General features: G+C 63.5%; 20 protein-coding genes. 10 read left to right on the forward strand and 10 right to left on the reverse strand.

The window, feature by feature from the left end; translation table 11 throughout:
- Positions 1-145 precede the first annotated feature (145 nt).
- Positions 146-397 (forward strand): hypothetical protein, encoded by a 252-nt coding sequence (locus tag AC0L30_RS26170; RefSeq protein ID WP_219680262.1) that lies wholly within the window; start codon positions 146-148, stop codon positions 395-397.
- A gap of 85 nt (positions 398-482) precedes the next feature.
- Positions 483-662 carry a hypothetical protein gene (locus AC0L30_RS26175; RefSeq protein WP_219680260.1) on the forward strand — a complete coding sequence of 60 codons (180 nt, stop codon included), beginning with the start codon at positions 483-485 and terminating at the stop codon, positions 660-662.
- 27 nt (positions 663-689) lie between these two features.
- Here the strand turns inward: AC0L30_RS26175 and AC0L30_RS26180 are convergent, their stop codons facing one another.
- Positions 690-1214, reverse strand: a complete 525-nt coding sequence (locus tag AC0L30_RS26180) for a MarR family winged helix-turn-helix transcriptional regulator (RefSeq protein ID WP_219680258.1) — start codon at positions 1212-1214, stop codon at positions 690-692.
- Positions 1215-1268: 54 nt separating this feature from the next.
- Between AC0L30_RS26180 and AC0L30_RS26185 the strand changes: the two genes are divergently transcribed.
- Together AC0L30_RS26185 and AC0L30_RS26190 are read left to right on the forward strand one after the other, a co-directional pair.
- Entirely contained in the window at positions 1269-1748 is a 480-nt protein-coding gene (locus AC0L30_RS26185; protein ID WP_219680253.1) for a carboxymuconolactone decarboxylase family protein, read from the forward strand.
- 21 nt (positions 1749-1769) lie between these two features.
- Positions 1770-2273, forward strand: coding sequence for a cupin domain-containing protein (locus tag AC0L30_RS26190; RefSeq protein WP_219680250.1), 504 nt, complete (start codon positions 1770-1772; stop codon positions 2271-2273).
- Between the two features lie 100 nt (positions 2274-2373).
- Here the strand turns inward: AC0L30_RS26190 and AC0L30_RS26195 are convergent, their stop codons facing one another.
- The 3 genes from AC0L30_RS26195 to efp form a co-directional block, all read right to left on the reverse strand.
- Positions 2374-3282 carry an amino acid ABC transporter substrate-binding protein gene (locus AC0L30_RS26195; RefSeq protein ID WP_007591441.1) on the reverse strand — a complete coding sequence of 303 codons (909 nt, stop codon included), beginning with the start codon at positions 3280-3282 and terminating at the stop codon, positions 2374-2376.
- Positions 3283-3463: 181 nt separating this feature from the next.
- Positions 3464-5086 carry a M23 family metallopeptidase gene (locus AC0L30_RS26200; RefSeq protein WP_473365752.1) on the reverse strand — a complete coding sequence of 541 codons (1623 nt, stop codon included), beginning with the start codon at positions 5084-5086 and terminating at the stop codon, positions 3464-3466.
- Positions 5087-5109: 23 nt separating this feature from the next.
- Positions 5110-5676 (reverse strand): elongation factor P, encoded by a 567-nt coding sequence (gene efp, locus AC0L30_RS26205; RefSeq protein ID WP_007591435.1) that lies wholly within the window; start codon positions 5674-5676, stop codon positions 5110-5112.
- Positions 5677-5838: 162 nt separating this feature from the next.
- Here efp and epmA point away from each other — a divergent pair, with 162 nt between their 5' ends.
- The 3 genes from epmA to AC0L30_RS26220 are packed head-to-tail and all read left to right on the forward strand — an operon-like array spanning position 5839 to position 8293.
- On the forward strand, positions 5839-6903 hold the full coding sequence (epmA, locus tag AC0L30_RS26210; RefSeq protein ID WP_354128185.1) for an EF-P lysine aminoacylase EpmA: 1065 nt from the start codon (positions 5839-5841) through the stop codon (positions 6901-6903).
- Entirely contained in the window at positions 6900-7994 is a 1095-nt protein-coding gene (locus AC0L30_RS26215; RefSeq protein WP_035992751.1) for a lysine-2,3-aminomutase-like protein, read from the forward strand. The genes epmA and AC0L30_RS26215 overlap by 4 nt, the downstream gene beginning before the upstream one ends.
- A 44-nt stretch (positions 7995-8038) precedes the next feature.
- The gene (locus AC0L30_RS26220) at positions 8039-8293 is read left to right on the forward strand and encodes a hypothetical protein (RefSeq protein WP_007591425.1); all 255 of its coding nucleotides are present in this window, start codon (positions 8039-8041) and stop codon (positions 8291-8293) included.
- 54 nt (positions 8294-8347) lie between these two features.
- On the opposite strand, the gene AC0L30_RS26225 is transcribed toward AC0L30_RS26220, so the two are convergent.
- The 6 genes from AC0L30_RS26225 to AC0L30_RS26250 all read right to left on the reverse strand — a co-directional run bounded on the left by AC0L30_RS26225 (position 8348) and on the right by AC0L30_RS26250 (position 13720).
- Entirely contained in the window at positions 8348-9433 is a 1086-nt protein-coding gene (locus AC0L30_RS26225) for a 3-deoxy-7-phosphoheptulonate synthase (protein ID WP_007591423.1), read from the reverse strand.
- A gap of 235 nt (positions 9434-9668) precedes the next feature.
- Positions 9669-10247, reverse strand: coding sequence for an HdeD family acid-resistance protein (locus AC0L30_RS26230; RefSeq protein WP_007591421.1), 579 nt, complete (start codon positions 10245-10247; stop codon positions 9669-9671).
- 74 nt (positions 10248-10321) lie between these two features.
- Positions 10322-11362 (reverse strand): PrsW family glutamic-type intramembrane protease, encoded by a 1041-nt coding sequence (locus tag AC0L30_RS26235; RefSeq protein WP_007591420.1) that lies wholly within the window; start codon positions 11360-11362, stop codon positions 10322-10324.
- A 563-nt stretch (positions 11363-11925) separates the two neighbouring features.
- A complete protein-coding gene (locus AC0L30_RS26240; protein ID WP_007591419.1) occupies positions 11926-12183 on the reverse strand; it encodes a hypothetical protein in 258 nt (85 codons plus the stop codon).
- A 104-nt stretch (positions 12184-12287) separates the two neighbouring features.
- Complete coding sequence (locus tag AC0L30_RS26245) at positions 12288-12914, reverse strand: pilus assembly protein PilZ (protein WP_007591418.1); 627 nt, start codon at positions 12912-12914, stop codon at positions 12288-12290.
- Positions 12915-13078: 164 nt separating this feature from the next.
- Positions 13079-13720 carry a hypothetical protein gene (locus tag AC0L30_RS26250; protein ID WP_219680240.1) on the reverse strand — a complete coding sequence of 214 codons (642 nt, stop codon included), beginning with the start codon at positions 13718-13720 and terminating at the stop codon, positions 13079-13081.
- A gap of 357 nt (positions 13721-14077) precedes the next feature.
- Between AC0L30_RS26250 and AC0L30_RS26255 the strand changes: the two genes are divergently transcribed.
- From AC0L30_RS26255 to AC0L30_RS26265, 3 genes are all read left to right on the forward strand, one after another.
- Positions 14078-14284: a hypothetical protein gene (locus AC0L30_RS26255; protein WP_143273880.1), complete on the forward strand. Its 207-nt coding sequence runs from the start codon at positions 14078-14080 to the stop codon at positions 14282-14284.
- A 230-nt stretch (positions 14285-14514) separates the two neighbouring features.
- Positions 14515-15855 carry a hypothetical protein gene (locus AC0L30_RS26260; protein ID WP_473405566.1) on the forward strand — a complete coding sequence of 447 codons (1341 nt, stop codon included), beginning with the start codon at positions 14515-14517 and terminating at the stop codon, positions 15853-15855.
- A gap of 154 nt (positions 15856-16009) precedes the next feature.
- Positions 16010-16681: a hypothetical protein gene (locus AC0L30_RS26265; RefSeq protein ID WP_473405567.1), complete on the forward strand. Its 672-nt coding sequence runs from the start codon at positions 16010-16012 to the stop codon at positions 16679-16681.
- Positions 16682-16810: the final 129 nt, after the last annotated feature.

Below are 16810 nucleotides of genomic sequence, written 5' to 3' on the forward strand. Positions count from 1 at the left end.
ACAAGTCTATACTTATCTTCTCCCCCCCCCCCCCCCCCGCCCTCCCCCCCCCCCCCCCGCCCGGCGGGGCGGGGGCGCCCCCCCCCCCCCCCCCCCCCCCCCCCTGCCGTCGCACGCAGTCCGTTCATCGATAATTCGGGGTGGAATGAAGATACGCGCGCATGCGGAAAGTCATGTCGTCGAACTCGACGACGGATCGCAATGGCAGATCTTTCCCGGCGATCTCGCGACCACGCTGAGCTGGAAGCCCGAAACCGACCTGCGCCTGGAGCGAAGCTGCGACCGGGTGAGTTCGCATGAGCTGGTGAATGACACCGATCAAAGCCGCGTCCGGGTGATTGCCGCGGGCGAGACCTGGCCCGATGGCGAGGTTAAGAAAGCGTTGAAGGGGAAATAGGGCGCGCCTGCAGCGGGTCGGATACCCCCAGTTTTGGGCCTGTCGCTTTACGGTCGATTCGCTTCCGTCTGCGCACAATGCGTGAATGCAGGAGCTGTTCGACATCATCCGCGCTAATCCCTGGCCGTTCGGCGCCGGGTTGTTCGTCGTCATCCTGATGATCCTCGCGGAGAACTTTGGGCGCGGTATTCAAGGCGACGGTACCGTCAGTGACTTCTCGGATTCGGACGGTGGCGGCTGCGGCGACGGAGGAGGCGGCGACTAGCGCCCGTCAGCGGCGAACGCGCTTCGGCTAGTCCTCCTGCAAATCGGCCGCGATGCCTGCGAGCCACCGGCGAATGCTTGCCTCGGCCTTGGCATCGAGCCCGGCGGCCAGCCGCTTCTCCAACGCGATCACCCTTTCCCGGCACGCTTTCAAAAGCGTCGCGCCGCGCGGCGTCAGTGTCCATTGCTGGATGCGGCCGTGGACGGGATGCGGCGTCATCACAATCGCACCGTCACGTTCGAGATTGCGGATGATGACGCCGACGGTCTGGGGCGTCAGAAAGGTGAGGCGGGCAATGTCGGCGCCCGAGAGGCCCGGATAGGCGTTGAGCATGGTCAGCACCGCGAATTGCGGTGAGGTGACACCGAGATCGGCCAGCGACCGCTCCATCGTCAGACGGACCGCGGCGTGGGCTTGGCGCAGCAGATAGCCGAGATAGCCCTGCTCGCCGCGCTTGCCTTCCCCTGGGGCTGGCACGCGCACCGCCGGGGCAGACGTGGGGGCCTTCCGCCGCGGTTGCGATCTCGTGATATCAGGCGGCTTGCGCAACATGTAAGTGCTCTTATAATGTCTCAGCACTCTTACAATACCACGAGGTGAACGGCAATGTCACACGCCCGCAGCGAATACGAGGATTTCAAGAGGATCGCGCCCGACGCGTATGAGCTGGTGCTGGCGCTCGGCCAGGTCGCGGCCAAGGCCGGCCTCGACAAGCAGCTTCTCGAACTGGTCAAGCTGCGGGCATCGCAGATCAACGGCTGCGCCTTCTGCCTGCAGCATCACATCCTGCTTTCGGAGCGGATCGGCGTGCCCGTCGACAAGCTCAATTTGGTCGTGGCCTGGCGCGAGGCGCCGATCTTTTCCGCGCGCGAACGTGCCGCGCTGGCCTGGGCCGAGGCGCTGACCTGCCTGCCCGACGGCGTCGGCGAAGACGTGTACGCCGAGGCGAGCCGTGAATTCTCCGAGACTGAGCTGACGTACCTGACCTCGGCGGTCGCCTCGATCAACGTCTGGAACCGTTTCGGTGCGGCGTTTCGCTGGACGCCGGCGACGCGGCCCGTCGAAGCCAATGCCGCAGCGTCCTGATTGCAACGAAGGGAGATCACGATGACAGCAATGAGTGTTCCCACCGCGCCGCGCCCGGCGTCATCGCGTTCGATGGCGATCGCCGTCGTCGGCGGGCTTGCCTGCGCGCTTGCGATCGGCAAAGCGCTGCCGGTGACGATGGACACCATTTCCGGCGCACTCTCGCCGCTCTGCGCCACCGCCGCCGAAAGCTCGCCGCTCGACAAGGTCGAACCGATCGGCTCCTACCCGCTGCCGAACGTGCCCGGCAAGCGCGTCACGATCGTGCGCGTGTTCTACGGCCCCGGCGGGTTCTCGCGGCCGCATCGTCACGCAGGATCCGTCACCGCCTACATCACCAAGGGCGAGATCCGCTCCCAGCTCGGCGGCGGCCCGGTCGAGACGTTCGGCGTCGGCCAGTCCTTCTTCGAGCCGCCCGGCTCGACCCATCTGGTCTCGGCCAATGCGAGTACCACGGAGCCGGCAGAATTGATCGCGGTGTTCGTGGCGGACGAGGGCGCGCAACTCACGACGTTGCTGGATTGATCCGTAGCCCGGGTGAGCGAAGCGACACCCGGGGCAGTCGTCGCGTGAGTCCCGGATGTCGCTTCGCTCATCCGGGCTACGTTACCAGCGTGCTCTCTCGTCAGCCGCCGTAGGATGCTGGATCAGGATTGTCCGACGGATGCTCGAACGACTTCTTCATCGACACCGGCATGGGTACGTGAAAGTTCAGGCCGCGCGGCGGCACCGGCTCCATGAACCATTTGTTGTAGATCTGCTCGATCTCCGGGCTCTTGTAGAGTTTTGCGGTCGCGCGATCGACCACCGCCTTGAACGGCGCGTCGTCCTTGCGCAGCATGATGCCGTAAGGCTCCGGATCGGAGAACGCGCCGGTGCTGATCGCGTACAGCGACGGATCCTTCGAGGAGGCGATCATCGCCGCCAGCTGGATGTCGTCCATGACGAAGGCCACGGCCCGGTCGGTCTCGACCATCAGGAACCCTTCGGGGACATCCTTTGCGTTCATCACGGTGATGTCGAGCGAGCGGGCCGCATTGGCCTTGTTGAGCTGCGTGATGTTGGTGGTGCCCGAGACCGAGACGACGGCCTTGCCCTTGAGATCGTCGATTTGGTCGAGCTTCGAAGTCTTCTTGGACACGAAGCGGCTCGCCGTGAGGAAATGCGTGTTGGTGAACCACACTTGTTTCTGGCGATCGGCGTTGTTGGTCGTCGAGCCGCATTCGAGATCGACGGTGCCGTTCGCCATCAGCGGAATGCGGCTGGACGAGGTGACCAGGTTCTCGTTGACCGCGAGCTTGTCCAGCTTGAGCTCGGCCTTGATCTCCTCGACGATCTTCATGCAGATGTCGATGGCGTAGCCGACGGTCTTCTGCTTCTCGTCGATATAGCTGAAGGGCACCGCGCTGTCGCGCACGCCGAGTGTGATCGCGCCGGTGTCCTTGATCTTCTTCAAGGTCCCGCTCAATTCCTGCGCATGAGCCGGCACGCCGAACGCGACGGCCAGAACGGCCACTATAGTGAGACAACGCATGTGCCTTCCCTTCATCCTGTTTACCCGCGGGGAGGAAAGCAATTCTGAGGCCAGACAATTTCGAGGCCAGAGAAGGCTCCGTCATAAGGAGGCCGGGCCGGTCAGGCGGTGTGCGTGCAATTCGCTGTCATAGGACCGTCATCAGACAGTTTGGTTGGCTGTCTAGATGGCGCAAGCAGCGTCAATTCTCGTCGCCGCCCGATCCCTCGCGCAGGTCCGGCTTGAGCACGTCCTCCGGCAGCGCATGTGCCACGGGCTGCGGCGTGCCGGCGATCTCCGGGCCGACCTCGCGGCCGCGGGCATGGATCAGACGCTCGTACGCCGAGACCAACGTGACGTAAGGACTGACCCAGATCCAGCCGTCGCGGGTGAACACCTGCACGTCGAAATGCAGGTGCATCGAGGTGCCGGCGGGATGATCGAGATAGTTCGAGACCACGCCGATCTTCTCACCCTCCGATACGATGCGACCATTGAGCAGGCCATCGGCGTTCAGCGCCTGCGGGTTCATATGCATGTAGCGGAAACGGATGTGCTCGGTCCGGCTGTTGATTTGCAGCGTCACGGCCTGGTCCTTGGAAGCGCGTATGACCCTCGCATCGCGCACGGCGACGATGGCGCGCTGCTTGGGATCACAGGCTTGGCGGCCTTCACCAGGCGATGGGCACTCAGCCGCGCGGATGTCCTCGCCCTGATGGCCATAACCGCCGCCGCATTGCCAGACCTCGAAACTGCGGGATTCGCAGAAGTTGTCGCGCCAGGGGTAAGCGGTCGTGCTCTCCATCTTGTCGCGCTTGGCATAGGATTGCGAGTGTACGAAAGCGGGCGCCTTCTCGAGAGGAAAGCGGATCTGTGCGTAGGCCATCACGTCGGGATGGCCGCCCTGCTTGCGATAACCGGTGTTCGGGATGATGTCGCCGCTCGGCCGATAGGTGAAGTCCGGGGAACGCGCCGCGGGACGATCGAGAATGTTGGAAGCGATGTCCGTGAGCGGCCGCATGCGCTGGCCGCCCGCCACGCGCAGCGCCTTCAGGAAGCGCTCGGCGACCGGATAGGCCTCCTTGCAGGCAAGCCGCCGCGGCTTGGCGACGCTGTCGAGGCATTGGATCGACACCACATAGGCGACGCCGAAACGGGTGAAAGCGTAGCGCACATAGCCTTCCCGGATGAATTTGCGCAGGTCCGGGTAGAGCGCTGCGAGCGGTTTGACCGGCTCGCCCTTGCCGCCCGAGGGATCGGCAATGTCATAGACGAGCGCCGAACCCGTGATCTGCACCTCGACCGGTCTTGCGAAGACCCGGCTCGGCATGCCGTCTCCGGTACCAGGCTCGAACGAAAAGGTCGCGCTGTAGCCGGCGGGGCCGGCATCGAACATGTCGACGGAATTGAAGTCGGCCTGGTAGCGCGACAGCGCGACGGTCGCTGGCGCACCATTGCGCCGTGCTTCGAAATACGCAGCAGCGTCGAACGGCAGCAGCACGGGCACGGAGCTGCGGGAGATGCCGGTGAAGAATTGCGAGGAGATCGCGTTGAGCTGCACCAGCGCCGGCATCGTGCGCGGATCATAGCGCGGCATCGAACGACGGGGCGCGAAGATGAAATCGTCCGCGACCCGGGGATGGGCGTTGATTTCGGTGCGCAGCTGATCGAGCGCCGCGCGCCAATCGACGCGCAGCGCCGTGAGCGAGGGGCTGCGGAATTCATCCGCAGTGAGCGGAGAGGCAATGAGGAGCGAAAGCGACGCCAGAAGTTGCGAGACGAAGCGGAAACCTTTCCCAACCACTGTCTCGCCCCCCGGCGGCACCTGTTGCGCTCGCGTTGGCCCCGTCAGTCCTTGGCGCGCTCGGAGTAGGAGCCGTCTTCGGTCATCACGACGATTCGGGTGCCGACGGCGATGTGCGGCGGCACCGTGGTGCGCAGGCCGTTCGAGAGCACGGCGGGCTTGTAGGACGAGGAGGCGGTCTGGCCTTTGGTCACGGGCTCCGTCTCGACCACTTCCAGCGTCACGCGCTGCGGCAGGGCGATCGATACGGGATTGGCGCCGTGCAGCGACAGCTTGACCGTCATGCTCTCCTGAAGATAGGCCGCCGCGTCGCCGATCACGTCCTTGGAGACCTGGACCTGGTCATAGGTCTCCGGGTTCATGAAGTGATAGCCGTCACCATCTTCGTACAGGAAGGTATAGTTGCGCTCTTCGATCGTGGCCTTCTCGACCTGGTCGGTGGTCTTGTAGCGCTCGGAGATCTTTACCCCGTCCGAGATTCGGCGCATTTCGATCTGGCTGACCGGGGTGCCCTTGCCGGGATGGATGTTCTCGGCGGTCACGACGACATATAGCTTGCCGTCTTGCTCGATCACGTTGCCCTTGCGAATAGAACTGGCGATGACTCTCAAAGCTGTATTTCCTGCTTGCTTGGCCCGGCTCGGGCCAGGACGTGGTCAAATTGATGGGGGACCTGGGGCCCCAAATCAGACCGCGGCACCCGTTTCGGGCCGCAACATACTGGTTTTGCCGTTGGATGCCAGCATTTTGCTGGCCTGCGGGACGGCCGGTTAATGGCTGGGGACAAGCCGATGTCGCCGTTCTGGTCCCCCTCGCGGCATCTCGACCGCCGGCCCTTCCTGCAGGCCAGGGGAGCAATCACCGGGGCTCTACGGGGATTTTTCGCCGAGCAGGGCTTTGTCGAGGTCGAAACCTCCGTTCTCCAGGTCTCTCCGGGCAACGAGACCCACCTGCACGCCCCCCGGACCGAGATCGTGCGACCCGACGGCAGCCGTGTGAGCCGATATTTGCGGACTTCGCCGGAATTCGCCTGCAAGAAGCTGCTGGCGGCCGGGGAGACCCGGATTTTCGAGTTCGCCCGGGTGTTCCGGGACCGCGAGCGCGGCGACCTGCATTTGCCCGAATTCACCATGCTGGAATGGTACCGGGCAGGCGCCCCCTATGACGCCATCATGGCCGACTGCGTCGTCCTCATCGGCCGCGCCGCCCAAGCGACCGGGATTGGCACCTTCGCCTTCCGCGGCCGGACCGCCGATCCCTTCGCCGAGCCTGAACTTGTGACGGTGGCCGGCGCCTTCGAGCAGTTTGCGGGAATCGACCTGCTTGCGACCATTTCCGGTGGCGAAGGCGACCGCGCCGCGCTTGCCCGGGCCGCTGCCGGCAAGGTCCGTGTGGCCGAGGACGACACCTGGTCCGACATCTTCAGCAAGGTTCTGGTCGAGCATGTCGAGCCGCATCTGGGGCAGGGGCATTTGACCATTCTGTTCGAATACCCATCTCCAGAGGCGGCACTGGCGCGCGTGAAGGCAGGCGATCCCCGCGTTGCCGAGCGGTTCGAGATCTACGCCTGCGGTGTCGAGCTCGCCAACGGCTTTGGCGAACTGACCGACGTCGAGGAGCAGCGCAAGCGCTTCACGCAATCCATGGCGGAGAAGCAACGCCGCTACGGCGAAGCCTATCCGCTGGACGAGGACTTTCTGGCCGCGGTCGCGGCGATGCCGGAGGCGAGCGGCGTCGCGCTCGGTTTCGACCGGCTGGTGATGCTGGCGAGCGGCGCATCGCGAATTGATCAGGTGGTCTGGACGCCGCCTGCAAATGAAGCGTTAAGCGAGACATGATGAAGAGCAATCTTGCGCGCACATTGCGCGAGCCGGCCGAACTTGTCGCCGAGCAGCTGGTATCAGCCACAGCGCTGCCGGTGCTCGATCGCGTTGCCGCACGCTATGCGGTTGCGATCACGCCGGCGCTGGTCGATCTGATCGACAGGTCCGATCCCGACGATCCCATCGCGCGGCAATTCGTTCCGACTGCCGCGGAGCTCGAGATGCAGCCGGGCGAGAACGCAGATCCGATCGGCGATCATCCGTACTCGCCGGTTCCCGGGATCGTGCATCGCTATCCCGACCGTGTGCTGTTCAAGCTCGTTCACGTCTGCGCGGTCTATTGCCGCTTCTGCTTCCGCCGCGAGATGGTTGGACCCGGCAAGGAGAACGCGCTCTCGGACGGCGCCTATCGCGCCGCGATCGACTACATCCGATCGCACAGCGAGATCTGGGAGGTGATCCTGACCGGGGGCGATCCCCTGATGTTGTCGCCGCGGCGGATGAGCGAGATCATGGCGGATCTTGCCGGAATCGATCACGTCAAGATCATCCGCCTTCACACCCGCGTGCCCGTGGCCGAGCCCGCGCGCATCAGCGAGGAGATGGTCGGGGCGCTCAAGGTCGAAGGCGCCACCACCTGGGTGGCGCTGCATGCCAACCATGCGCGCGAACTGACGGGGCCCGCGCGTGCCGCCTGCGCGCGGCTGGTCGATGCCGGAATTCCCATGGTAAGCCAGTCCGTGCTTTTGCGCGGCGTCAATGACAACGCGACCGCTCTGTCGGATTTGATGCGAGCTTTCGTCGAATGCCGGATCAAGCCCTATTATCTGCATCACGGCGATCTCGCGCCCGGCACGGCGCATCTGCGAACGACGCTCGCCGAGGGGCAGGATTTGATGCGGCAGCTGCGCGGACGGGTGTCGGGACTGTGTCAGCCCGACTATGTCATCGACATTCCCGGCGGCGCCGGCAAGTCGCCGGTGGGACCGAATTACGTGTTGCCGATGCAAAATACCGCACCTGATGCGGGTGATGCGGCATCGGAAACGCGCTATCGTATCGTGGATTATTGCGGCGACGTTCACCTCTATCCGCCCGAGACCTGATTGGTCGTGATGGAGATTCTGGCTCGAGGAATGGAGGGAGAGACATGAAGAAGATCATGGTGGCAGTATCGCTCGCGGTCTTGCTCGGCGGCGCGGCGGTCGCGCAGACCGGCGGCACGAAGGGATCGACATCGGGCGGCGCGGCGTCCGGATCGCTGCCGCAGGCACCCGTGGGCCATCGCCAGCCGCGCGTCGGCGACGTGCCCAGCGAGAAGAACCTGAGCGACCCGAACGATCCCCTCAGCAAGGAAAATCAGGCGCTCGACAAGAAGATCAAGAGCATCTGCCGCGGCTGCTAGGCGCCGGAGCAGCGGGCAGGGTGCGACAGCCTCACCCCGCCCGCGATCGTTCGGTCAGGCGGAGCGCTCGTGCAGCCCTGCGCGTTTGGTGTTGCGCCGGATCTCGACCGCGTCAGCGAGCTGTTTGAGCACGGTTGCCGTGGTCGCCCAGTCGATGCATCCGTCCGTGATGCTCTGGCCATAGGTGAGCGGCTTCCCCGCCACCACGTCCTGGCGTCCGGCGACGAGATTGCTCTCGACCATCACCCCCATGATGCGGTTCTCGCCGCCGGAAATCTGGCCGGCGATGTCGGCTGTCACGAGCGGCTGGTTTTCCGGCTTCTTGCTCGAATTGGCGTGGCTCGCATCGACCATCACGAGCGGTGCGACGCTCGCTTTCGCCAGATCGTTGCAGGCCGCTGCGACGCTTGCCGCATTGTAATTCGGCGTGCTGCCGCCGCGCAGGATGATGTGACAATCCTCGTTGCCCGCGGTTGAGGCGATCGCCGAGCGGCCGAGCTTGGTCACCGCCATGAAATGATGCGGATTCGAGGCCGACTTCACCGCGTCCGCCGCGATGCGCACATTGCCGTCGGTGCCGTTCTTGAACCCCACAGGGCAGGACAGCCCCGAGGCCAGCTCGCGATGGATCTGGCTTTCGGTCGTGCGCGCGCCGATCGCGGCCCAGGACACGAGGTCGGCAATGTATTGCGGCGTCGTCATGTCGAGGAATTCGGTGCCGGCGGGCAGGCCGAGATTATTCACGGCCGAGAGCACGTTGCGCGCCAGCCGCAGGCCCTTGTTGATGTCGAAGCTGCCGTCCAGATCAGGATCGTTGATCAGGCCCTTCCAGCCGACCGTGGTGCGTGGCTTCTCGAAATAGACCCGCATCACGATTTCAAGTTGATCGGCAAGCTCTTCGCGCAAGCTCGCGAGGCGCTCGGCGTATTCGAGCGCGGCCCTGGGATCATGCACCGAGCAGGGGCCGACCACGACCAGAAGCCGGTCGTCCTGGCCATTGAGGATCGCGTGGATGGCGTTGCGTGCCGCCATCACCACGCGCGTCGCGGTGAGCGTACGCGGGACTTCCCGCATCACCTCTTCAGGCGTGCTCAGTTCTTTCAGTTCGCGGATACGAAGATCGTCGGTCGTGCTCAGCACGGCGGGCTCCTTGTCATTTTGAGACCCTGCCGGCCAATAAAAAAGCCGCCAGGTCTGGCGGCTGTTCGGACTAGATGCTGCAATTTGTCAGATTGAGCGTGATCCTCCCACCGCCAGCGAGCTGTCGTAGCTAAAATACCAATAAAAGCTGGTGGTGACGGTGATCATGGCCAGTCATATAGCGCGCGATCGGCGGGTTGTCACCCCCTAAGCGAGGTGAGGATCACGGGGCGCCTCAACTGTTGCTTTTGCGTGCCGCCAGCGCCATGCCGATCAGCGTGGCGCCACCGAACAGCAGGTTGATGCCGACGAGGATGCCGATCGCCCATTCCGCCGAGCTCGGCAATCCCGTGATCACCATGAACGAGATCGCGATATCGACGAGGCCCGAGATAAGAAGCCACGACCAGCGGCCGCCCGGCTCGCGGCGGTGCTCCAGCGCGTACATGATGGTGGCGATGCCCTCGGCGAGGAAATAGGCGCCGAGCACGATGGTCAGCGTCAGCACGGCCTGCATCGGTCGCGCCAGCAGCAGCATGCCTGCGAGCACCGCGAGCGCGGCCGAGATCAGCGACCACCAGAAGCCCGGCGTGCTGCGCGCCCAATAGGTGGCGATCAATCCGCCGATGCCGCTGATCAGGAACATCCAGCCGAGGAAGATCGCAATCGCAAGGCTTGCGAGCGGCGGCAGGATCAACGCGGCAACGCCGAGCACTGCAAGCAGGATGCCTTCGAACAGGAAGGCCTTCCAATGTGCCTTGACCGTCCGGCTCATGGCGGATTGCAGCCGGGAAAAATCCTCAGGCGATGTCATGGGCGGGCTCCGGATCGACAGGTGTGTGCTCGATCCAGTCTAGTACGTGCACACCGCGCTTGCCATCCCGCGGCTCAGCCGCCGCCGTGCGCCGACGAAAAACCTTCGCCGCTGGTGCGGATGCGGTTGCGCCCGAGAACATAGATCGCGGTCGTGACGATCAGAAGTGCGAGGCCGAGCAGGATCGAGACCAGGCCGATCGGGATCAGGGCCAGGGTCAGATTGCGCTCGGGGTTGATGAGCCAGTGATGGATTGAGGTCAGCACGAAGGCGAGCCCGAGAAAGCCGACGCCGCCGCCCGCGAGCAGCAGCGCCCACATCCGGCGGAGCTGGCTGAGGCGCTCGCGCGCGACCTCGGTCCGGGGCGCGTGATGGCGCGCGACGCGCCGCACCAGGCGGATGGCGAAGGCGATCGAGCTGAAGCCGATCAGCAGGCTCGCGCCGCCCAACCACATCCGCAGCGTCGGATCGAGATCCGGCATGCGCTGGAGTGTGAGCAGCGGGAAGTCGAACGCCGAATGCAGGGCGAGCGGGCCTGCGAAGATCAGCAGCCGGCTGGAGAGACGGGCCCAGTCGCGATGATGGCGGTTCGCACCCAGCGCCGTGCCGGCGCGCGCGATGGTCAGATAGGCGCCGGCGATGATGCCGAGCGCGCCGTGGAATGGCACGGTCAGCACGCTGCGCAATGCAGCCAGCGAGCGCCACATCTCCGCGTGCTGGACGAGATAGGCGAGGTTCTCGTAGGCGGCGAAGCCCAGGCCGACCGCAGCGCCATAGACCACGGTGTCCATCGGATTGGCGAAGGTCCGCCGCTTGGTCGAGGCGACCAGCACGATCGCGATCACCTTGACCGCTTCCTCCGGCAGCGCGACGCCGAAGATCGAATGCATGGCCAGCGCCGCCCACGGGTTGTCCGGAGCCGCGACCATTTTGGCGAAAGGGGCGCGGGCCAGGCCCAGCAGCGAAATGCTGGCCGCGCCGAGCAGGAACGCGGTCCAGACCTGGGCCGGCGGTCCCGGGCGTTCCTCGGCGGCAATGACAAGCCACAGCATCAGCAGCGCCGGGGCAATGGCGGCCGTTCCGATGACGGTGGGTAAAGCTTCAATCAGGTACATCGGCGCCGAAAATAGGTTCCCTTGATCCGCTTATCCACATTGCCCGATGCGACCTTGTGTCATGCGCTTGCTGTCGCGTCGCTTAACAAGCGCGACAGCCTACGTTCATTAGGACGGTCGCCGAGGTGTAGAATATGGAGCGCAATCAATCGCATGACAGAACCACCTCGTCGTTTCTGACAACGGTCGCGCGCCTGTCATCGGATCGCGATTGGTAAGTCAGATCAAGGCAATGTGCAGGTTTCTTCGATTCACGATGAACGTGTCGCCGCGGCAAGTCCAGAGCCGGGATTGCCCCGTGCGGGCTATGCACGGCCGGGCGACGGCCTAGTCACGCCTGGTCGCGCGGGATGGCGACGCGGTCCGGCGGGCCCGGAGTTGCTCCACCTCCCAGAAGGCGCGTATGAGGCACGTGCCGAGGCAGAGCACGATGAGCAACAGCAGGAAGGCCTGATCGACGGCGGGGATGTGGGTCATGGCAATGATAAAGCAACCGCTATGCCACCGCGTTCCTTCCCGGCCTGCACCACGTGCAGGGCTGCCGCTCCCAAGCCCGCTTTGACTCAATGCGTGGTGAACGGCGGCGGTGCGTCGGGCGCCACGTCGAAAGCGCCGAGATGGAATTCCTCGCCGATGGACGCGTCCGGCTCGGAATGCTGCGCCATCAGCGTGAACGCTGCCTGCGGGTATTGCTTCCAGATATCGAGATCGCCGGCGGTGATGGTGAGCCAGCCGAAGGTGTACATGTAGCGTCCCGGCTCGGTGACCCGGCCGACCTTGTCCCAGGTGATCTTATCGACCGTGATCTTGTCGACTGCCATTCGGTCCCCCGATCGCAAGTCTGCAAATGATGCCCGGCACGAGGCGCGGACCTTCAAAAGCTTATCTCGAAATAGGGCTGCGATAGGGCGGCGAGGCCGGCGGTTCAGGCCGATTGCAGCATAGGCGAGCGGACGATCAGCCGGACGACGTCGTCCCGCGACTGCTTTTCCGCGAATTTGACAGCAAAGCCGTTTTCGAATTTGCGGATCACGCGCCCGACACAAGCGCCGACCGCAAGCGGAGTTCCCACTGGCGGATCGTATTCGCAGGATATGGCGACACCGGCCGTGGAGACGTCGATGATGAAGCAGGCATGGGTGTTGCCGTCGGCGAGCGTCAGGAAGGTGTGCGCGACCTGCGGAACGAAGCGCGCGTCATTCCGCAGCTCCTGGACACTGGCGTCCTTTTGCTTCTTCTCGAGCCAGGTCAGCTTTTCCGACATCCAGGCGCGCCGGGCCCGCGTCATGTCGAGCTCCATCAGGAAGCCCGATTTCAGCGTCGCGCTGATGGTGCACTGGAATTCGCCAAAGTCCTGGAAGTAGGAGGTCACGCGCTCGCCGACTTTGCCGACCACGGGAACGTCGACCATCATGCGGAACGGCGAGACGCGGCTGGTGCGGCAGGCGAAGGTCCGGAGCTTGCCCTCGCAATCGTACCAACGCGGCAGCGAGTAGCTGCCACTCACGGTGACTTGCACGGCACGCTGTCTGAGGAATTCTGCGACGGACATGGGCGCCAATCGTGGTTCGGAGGGTTCCGTAGTTCCACGGTAGCAATCAAATTCTAAGCAAATGATACCGGCGCTCACGAGCAGGGGTAAATTTTTGGTAAATGCGCCGGTCGAGACAGGCGGCATAGCGCCGCGATTATCAGTCCCGTGACCTCACGATCGCGTCATCCGAGCAGCACCAGCAGGGCCAGCACGCCAAGGGCCATGACGAGCTTGATCGTCGCGCAGGCCACGCTGCTCGGTCTTCTCTCAAATCCGAACCACGGCAATGAATGCTGCATCGCGCGCGTTGCGACTGCTTCGACGATGGCGAACAAAAGAGCGATTCCGGCGAGGAAGGACCACGATGTATCCGGAAGCATCCATGTCGAGAGCGACGCGGGAACGGACGCTTTCAGCGATGCCAGCAGCGCGAACCATCCGAACAGGGATACGAAGCCCTTGATGATTTCGGGCCCGATCGTGCCGGGCTCGATACGGATGCCGATCTTTCCAAGAGCGAGTTCGATGCGCTCGCCATCGCTGAAGAAGAGGAAGGCGCCGAGGTAGAGCGGAACGCGCGACTGAAACAGGAGTGCGATGATGCCGAACAGCACGGCGTAGCCGTAGGCGTCAGCGAGAATGTTCGTGCCGGCCGTAGGCGACGGCGCAGCCGTGGCCCGAGACAGCGATCTGGCGCGCGCCATGTGCTCCAGCATTCTGGCGCGCCGTTCCGGCGCGTAGGCTGCCGTCCGGTGGATCCATGGCGGCGGCGCCGGCGAGGCAATCCCGGCCTGGTCGTCCGAGGGAGATTTATGCTGCGCCATGGGCCTGCATCTGGTTCCGTCTGGACATTGGTCGGAGGCGAGGGGGAAGGAGGTTCATTGCGAGGGCGGCAGATTTCGCCGCGTCATCCAAACGTCCGGATGATGGCGCTCCCTAGCGGAACAAACTTAATAAGCCTTTTCAATGCGTTAGCTGGTCGGTTAGCCAGCAATTCGCCCGCTGTAATCCTTGAAGAAATTCCCCTACTGGCAACCCGTCCGCCGAACGACCAGTGACGCTGCGCACCTCGCAATCTTCCCCGCAGCTTTGCCGCGCCGGCCAGCAAATAGGGGGGCGGCCCTTAGTGGGCGCGCGTCAAAACCGCAATAGTTCTTACCAGACCAACAACGGAGGCTTTCATGGGTAATCGCGCCAAGCGTCGTGCGTGGGCATGTCGCGTCATGTCGGACCCGCGGCTCACAGATATGCACCGACAGCTCGCCTTGACGGCGGCCGAGATGGACCGCAGAGGATTCATCATGTGCGAGCTGGACGGCGAACTGTTTTTCGAGCCGAAACCGCAATACGCGGCAGCGAATACTGCTGCTGGCGTTGTCTATCTCTAGCTTTTTATCAGGAGACCTTTGAGTGAGGATTATTAATGTGCGTCCCGGTTGGGACGCCAAGCATGTTGCAAAAATAGATATAGAGCTTGCCCCAGGAGTCCGAGCCGTAGACATCTCGGTTACTCGCAAGCCTGACGGCTCAATGCGCGTGTTTGGCGCTGGCGTCCGCTTTGACAGAGCCGTTGCTGATGACATTGCGCGCGCCGCGATAGCGGCTGGGGGGCGTGGCCATGGCCGACAGTAAAGCTCATAAGCCCGGCGGCCTTCTAGACCAATACAATCTGCTGGGTGCCATCATCGATGCGTCGTGGGCAACGCGCCTAGACCACAAGGTGGCCCGCCACATCATCGACCGCTATTACCCAAAGCATGGCAATGGCCGTGCCAGCCTGCGCTACCTAGAGCGGGCGACGGGAGCGAGTCGCCCCAACGTCATCGCATCGGTTCGCCGCCTCGCTGAGCAAGGTGCCATCGTTCTGGTTCGGCAAGGTCAGGGGACTCGCCCTTCCGAATTTTCCTTGAACTTCGAATTTCCCTCTAGCGGTATTGCTGACGATACCACTAGCACCAATGAGCCTAGTGGTTCTGTTAGCGATACCACTGGGGGTATTGCCCACGATACCTCTAGCGCCTCTAGCGGTATTGCTGACGATACCGAATCCTATCTACTGAATCCGGCCTACAAGGCCGAGATACAGAAAGATAGAGATGACACGCGCCCGCCTACGGCGCCCCCGCACGGGGCTGGCCTTGCGGCCACCCCGGCTGGGGGGACGGCGGTGGAAGAGTTGGCGAGTTCCCAAGCCAAGCCAACCTTTGAGCTATGCTACCGCACGTATGACTGCCTCAAGGGCAAGAGGGAAGCCAAGGCGGCATGGGATGCGCTCCCGGCCGAGGTAGACCGCGCCGCCGTGATTAGGGCCGCCTCGGCATGGCGAGCCTCATGGGGCGCGCAAGGCAAGCCAGATGCGCCGCGCAAGCACCTGGCCACCTGGTTGCGCGAGGAGCGTTACGATGAGGACCCGCCGCGTGGATTCCAGAAGGTTGAGCGCGCCACCAAGACCAACCTCAAGGCCTGCGCGACCACATCAACCATAGTCACACCCGCCAAGGCTGCCGCGCCGATAACGGCCCGCATTACTGCAAGCAAAGTTGTCCAAGTTGAAAAGGCGTTAGAGCTGCGCTTCACAGCAACCGACGAGACTGGCATGGAGCACGAGCACGCCATTGTCTTGGAGCACCCAGACATGCAAACGCAATTCGAGGGCCAGCGCCAATTCGCCAGGCTCGTGCATGCGGCCGGCCTTGAGCAAATCGACGACTCTTCGGAATTGCACGCCCGTACCATCATCATAACCGAGGACGGCTTCGCCGCGCCAACAACCCGGCCGGATGACGAGCCACCCTTGCCGGTTAACCCTGAGCCTGCGCGGCACGCCAATCCGGCACCAACTATGCCGAATGAAAGCCCGCGCGATTTCGCGGCGAGGATGGCAACAAGCCTCGGCGCCGGGTGGCCGGCGCGGATGGGCGCTGAATATGAATATGAGGAGGACGACGAGGCGGCCTGACCGGACAGAAGACCGTGATTTCCTCGGGGCCTGATTTTGCGCGTAAGCGCTTGATCGCGTTGGCCATGGGGCCGATTTCCTAAGTGTGCAGCCGCAAGGCCACACCACGACCGCTTAAGCGGCAAAAGACGAAACCCATCATGGGTGCACTCACGTGAAGATACCAGCAAACGACAACCAACCCCGTACCCCTGAGCAACATCGCGCCATCCTGGCGGAGCAAGCAACGTCGGGCGAGCGCGCGTATCAGGGGGGCGCTTGGCCACAGGGCCGGCGTCTACACAAGGCCGGCAAACTTGCGCTCGTGACCGGCCTTGTGGATTGGCAGGTGCGGAACGCTATGCCGCGCCTGAGTGCGGCAAACGATAACACGGCGGTTGACTTCGATCAGACCGAAACAGTTGAGCGCGATGTTGTAGACGCCGACGAAATCATGGCGGCGGTCGCCCTGGAGAAAACAGAGCCGGGCAAGCATTACCGCGAAGGCAGCCAAGAGGTATTTGTTGTCACCGAACGGGACAGCGTCGGTAAGCCGGTCAAAGGCGAATGGCGCCCCATCGCTGGCGGAACAAGTTTTGACCGCAAGCACTCCGCAGCTGCACCGGATTGGGCTGTTGACGACATGAGTGAAGAGGAAAAAATAGCTGGTGCCATCGACACCAAGCGTATTCGAGAAAAGCTCGGGCGAGCTGTTTGCACGCTACTGGATCTAGCCGCGGGAGACTCGACCACAGGCGAGATTGCGGACGCCATCGGTGTCAGCCGCGCTAAGGCCGAAGGCTATGTCGATATGGCGGTTCAAAAATATTTACAGGTTGCGGCCTGAGAACTGAAAAAACCTGCCTCTCGCCTCTAGAGGGCAAGGGTACTGAAAATTCCTCGATGCTGCTTCGAGCAATTTCTGCCCTTACGTGACGTGCAACTTGCGCCGGCTTAGTCCGGCGATTTTTTGGCA

This window comes from Bradyrhizobium sp. MI1.11, assembly GCF_055811255.1.

Coding starts and splice junctions, on each gene's coding strand:
- AC0L30_RS26240 (WP_007591419.1), bottom strand. CDS start 12,183: ATGGCAGTCGACAAGATCACGGTCGATAAGATCACCTGGGACAAGGTC.
- AC0L30_RS26185 (WP_219680253.1), top strand. CDS start 1,269: ATGTCACACGCCCGCAGCGAATACGAGGATTTCAAGAGGATCGCGCCC.
- epmA (WP_354128185.1), top strand. CDS start 5,839: ATGGCTGGGGACAAGCCGATGTCGCCGTTCTGGTCCCCCTCGCGGCAT.
- AC0L30_RS26175 (WP_219680260.1), top strand. CDS start 483: ATGCAGGAGCTGTTCGACATCATCCGCGCTAATCCCTGGCCGTTCGGC.
- AC0L30_RS26195 (WP_007591441.1), bottom strand. CDS start 3,282: ATGCGTTGTCTCACTATAGTGGCCGTTCTGGCCGTCGCGTTCGGCGTG.
- AC0L30_RS26235 (WP_007591420.1), bottom strand. CDS start 11,362: ATGTACCTGATTGAAGCTTTACCCACCGTCATCGGAACGGCCGCCATT.
- AC0L30_RS26215 (WP_035992751.1), top strand. CDS start 6,900: ATGATGAAGAGCAATCTTGCGCGCACATTGCGCGAGCCGGCCGAACTT.
- AC0L30_RS26250 (WP_219680240.1), bottom strand. CDS start 13,720: ATGGCGCAGCATAAATCTCCCTCGGACGACCAGGCCGGGATTGCCTCG.
- AC0L30_RS26190 (WP_219680250.1), top strand. CDS start 1,770: ATGACAGCAATGAGTGTTCCCACCGCGCCGCGCCCGGCGTCATCGCGT.
- AC0L30_RS26245 (WP_007591418.1), bottom strand. CDS start 12,914: ATGTCCGTCGCAGAATTCCTCAGACAGCGTGCCGTGCAAGTCACCGTG.
- AC0L30_RS26255 (WP_143273880.1), top strand. CDS start 14,078: ATGGGTAATCGCGCCAAGCGTCGTGCGTGGGCATGTCGCGTCATGTCG.
- AC0L30_RS26170 (WP_219680262.1), top strand. CDS start 146: ATGAAGATACGCGCGCATGCGGAAAGTCATGTCGTCGAACTCGACGAC.
- AC0L30_RS26230 (WP_007591421.1), bottom strand. CDS start 10,247: ATGACATCGCCTGAGGATTTTTCCCGGCTGCAATCCGCCATGAGCCGG.
- AC0L30_RS26180 (WP_219680258.1), bottom strand. CDS start 1,214: ATGTTGCGCAAGCCGCCTGATATCACGAGATCGCAACCGCGGCGGAAG.
- AC0L30_RS26220 (WP_007591425.1), top strand. CDS start 8,039: ATGAAGAAGATCATGGTGGCAGTATCGCTCGCGGTCTTGCTCGGCGGC.
- AC0L30_RS26260 (WP_473405566.1), top strand. CDS start 14,515: ATGGCCGACAGTAAAGCTCATAAGCCCGGCGGCCTTCTAGACCAATAC.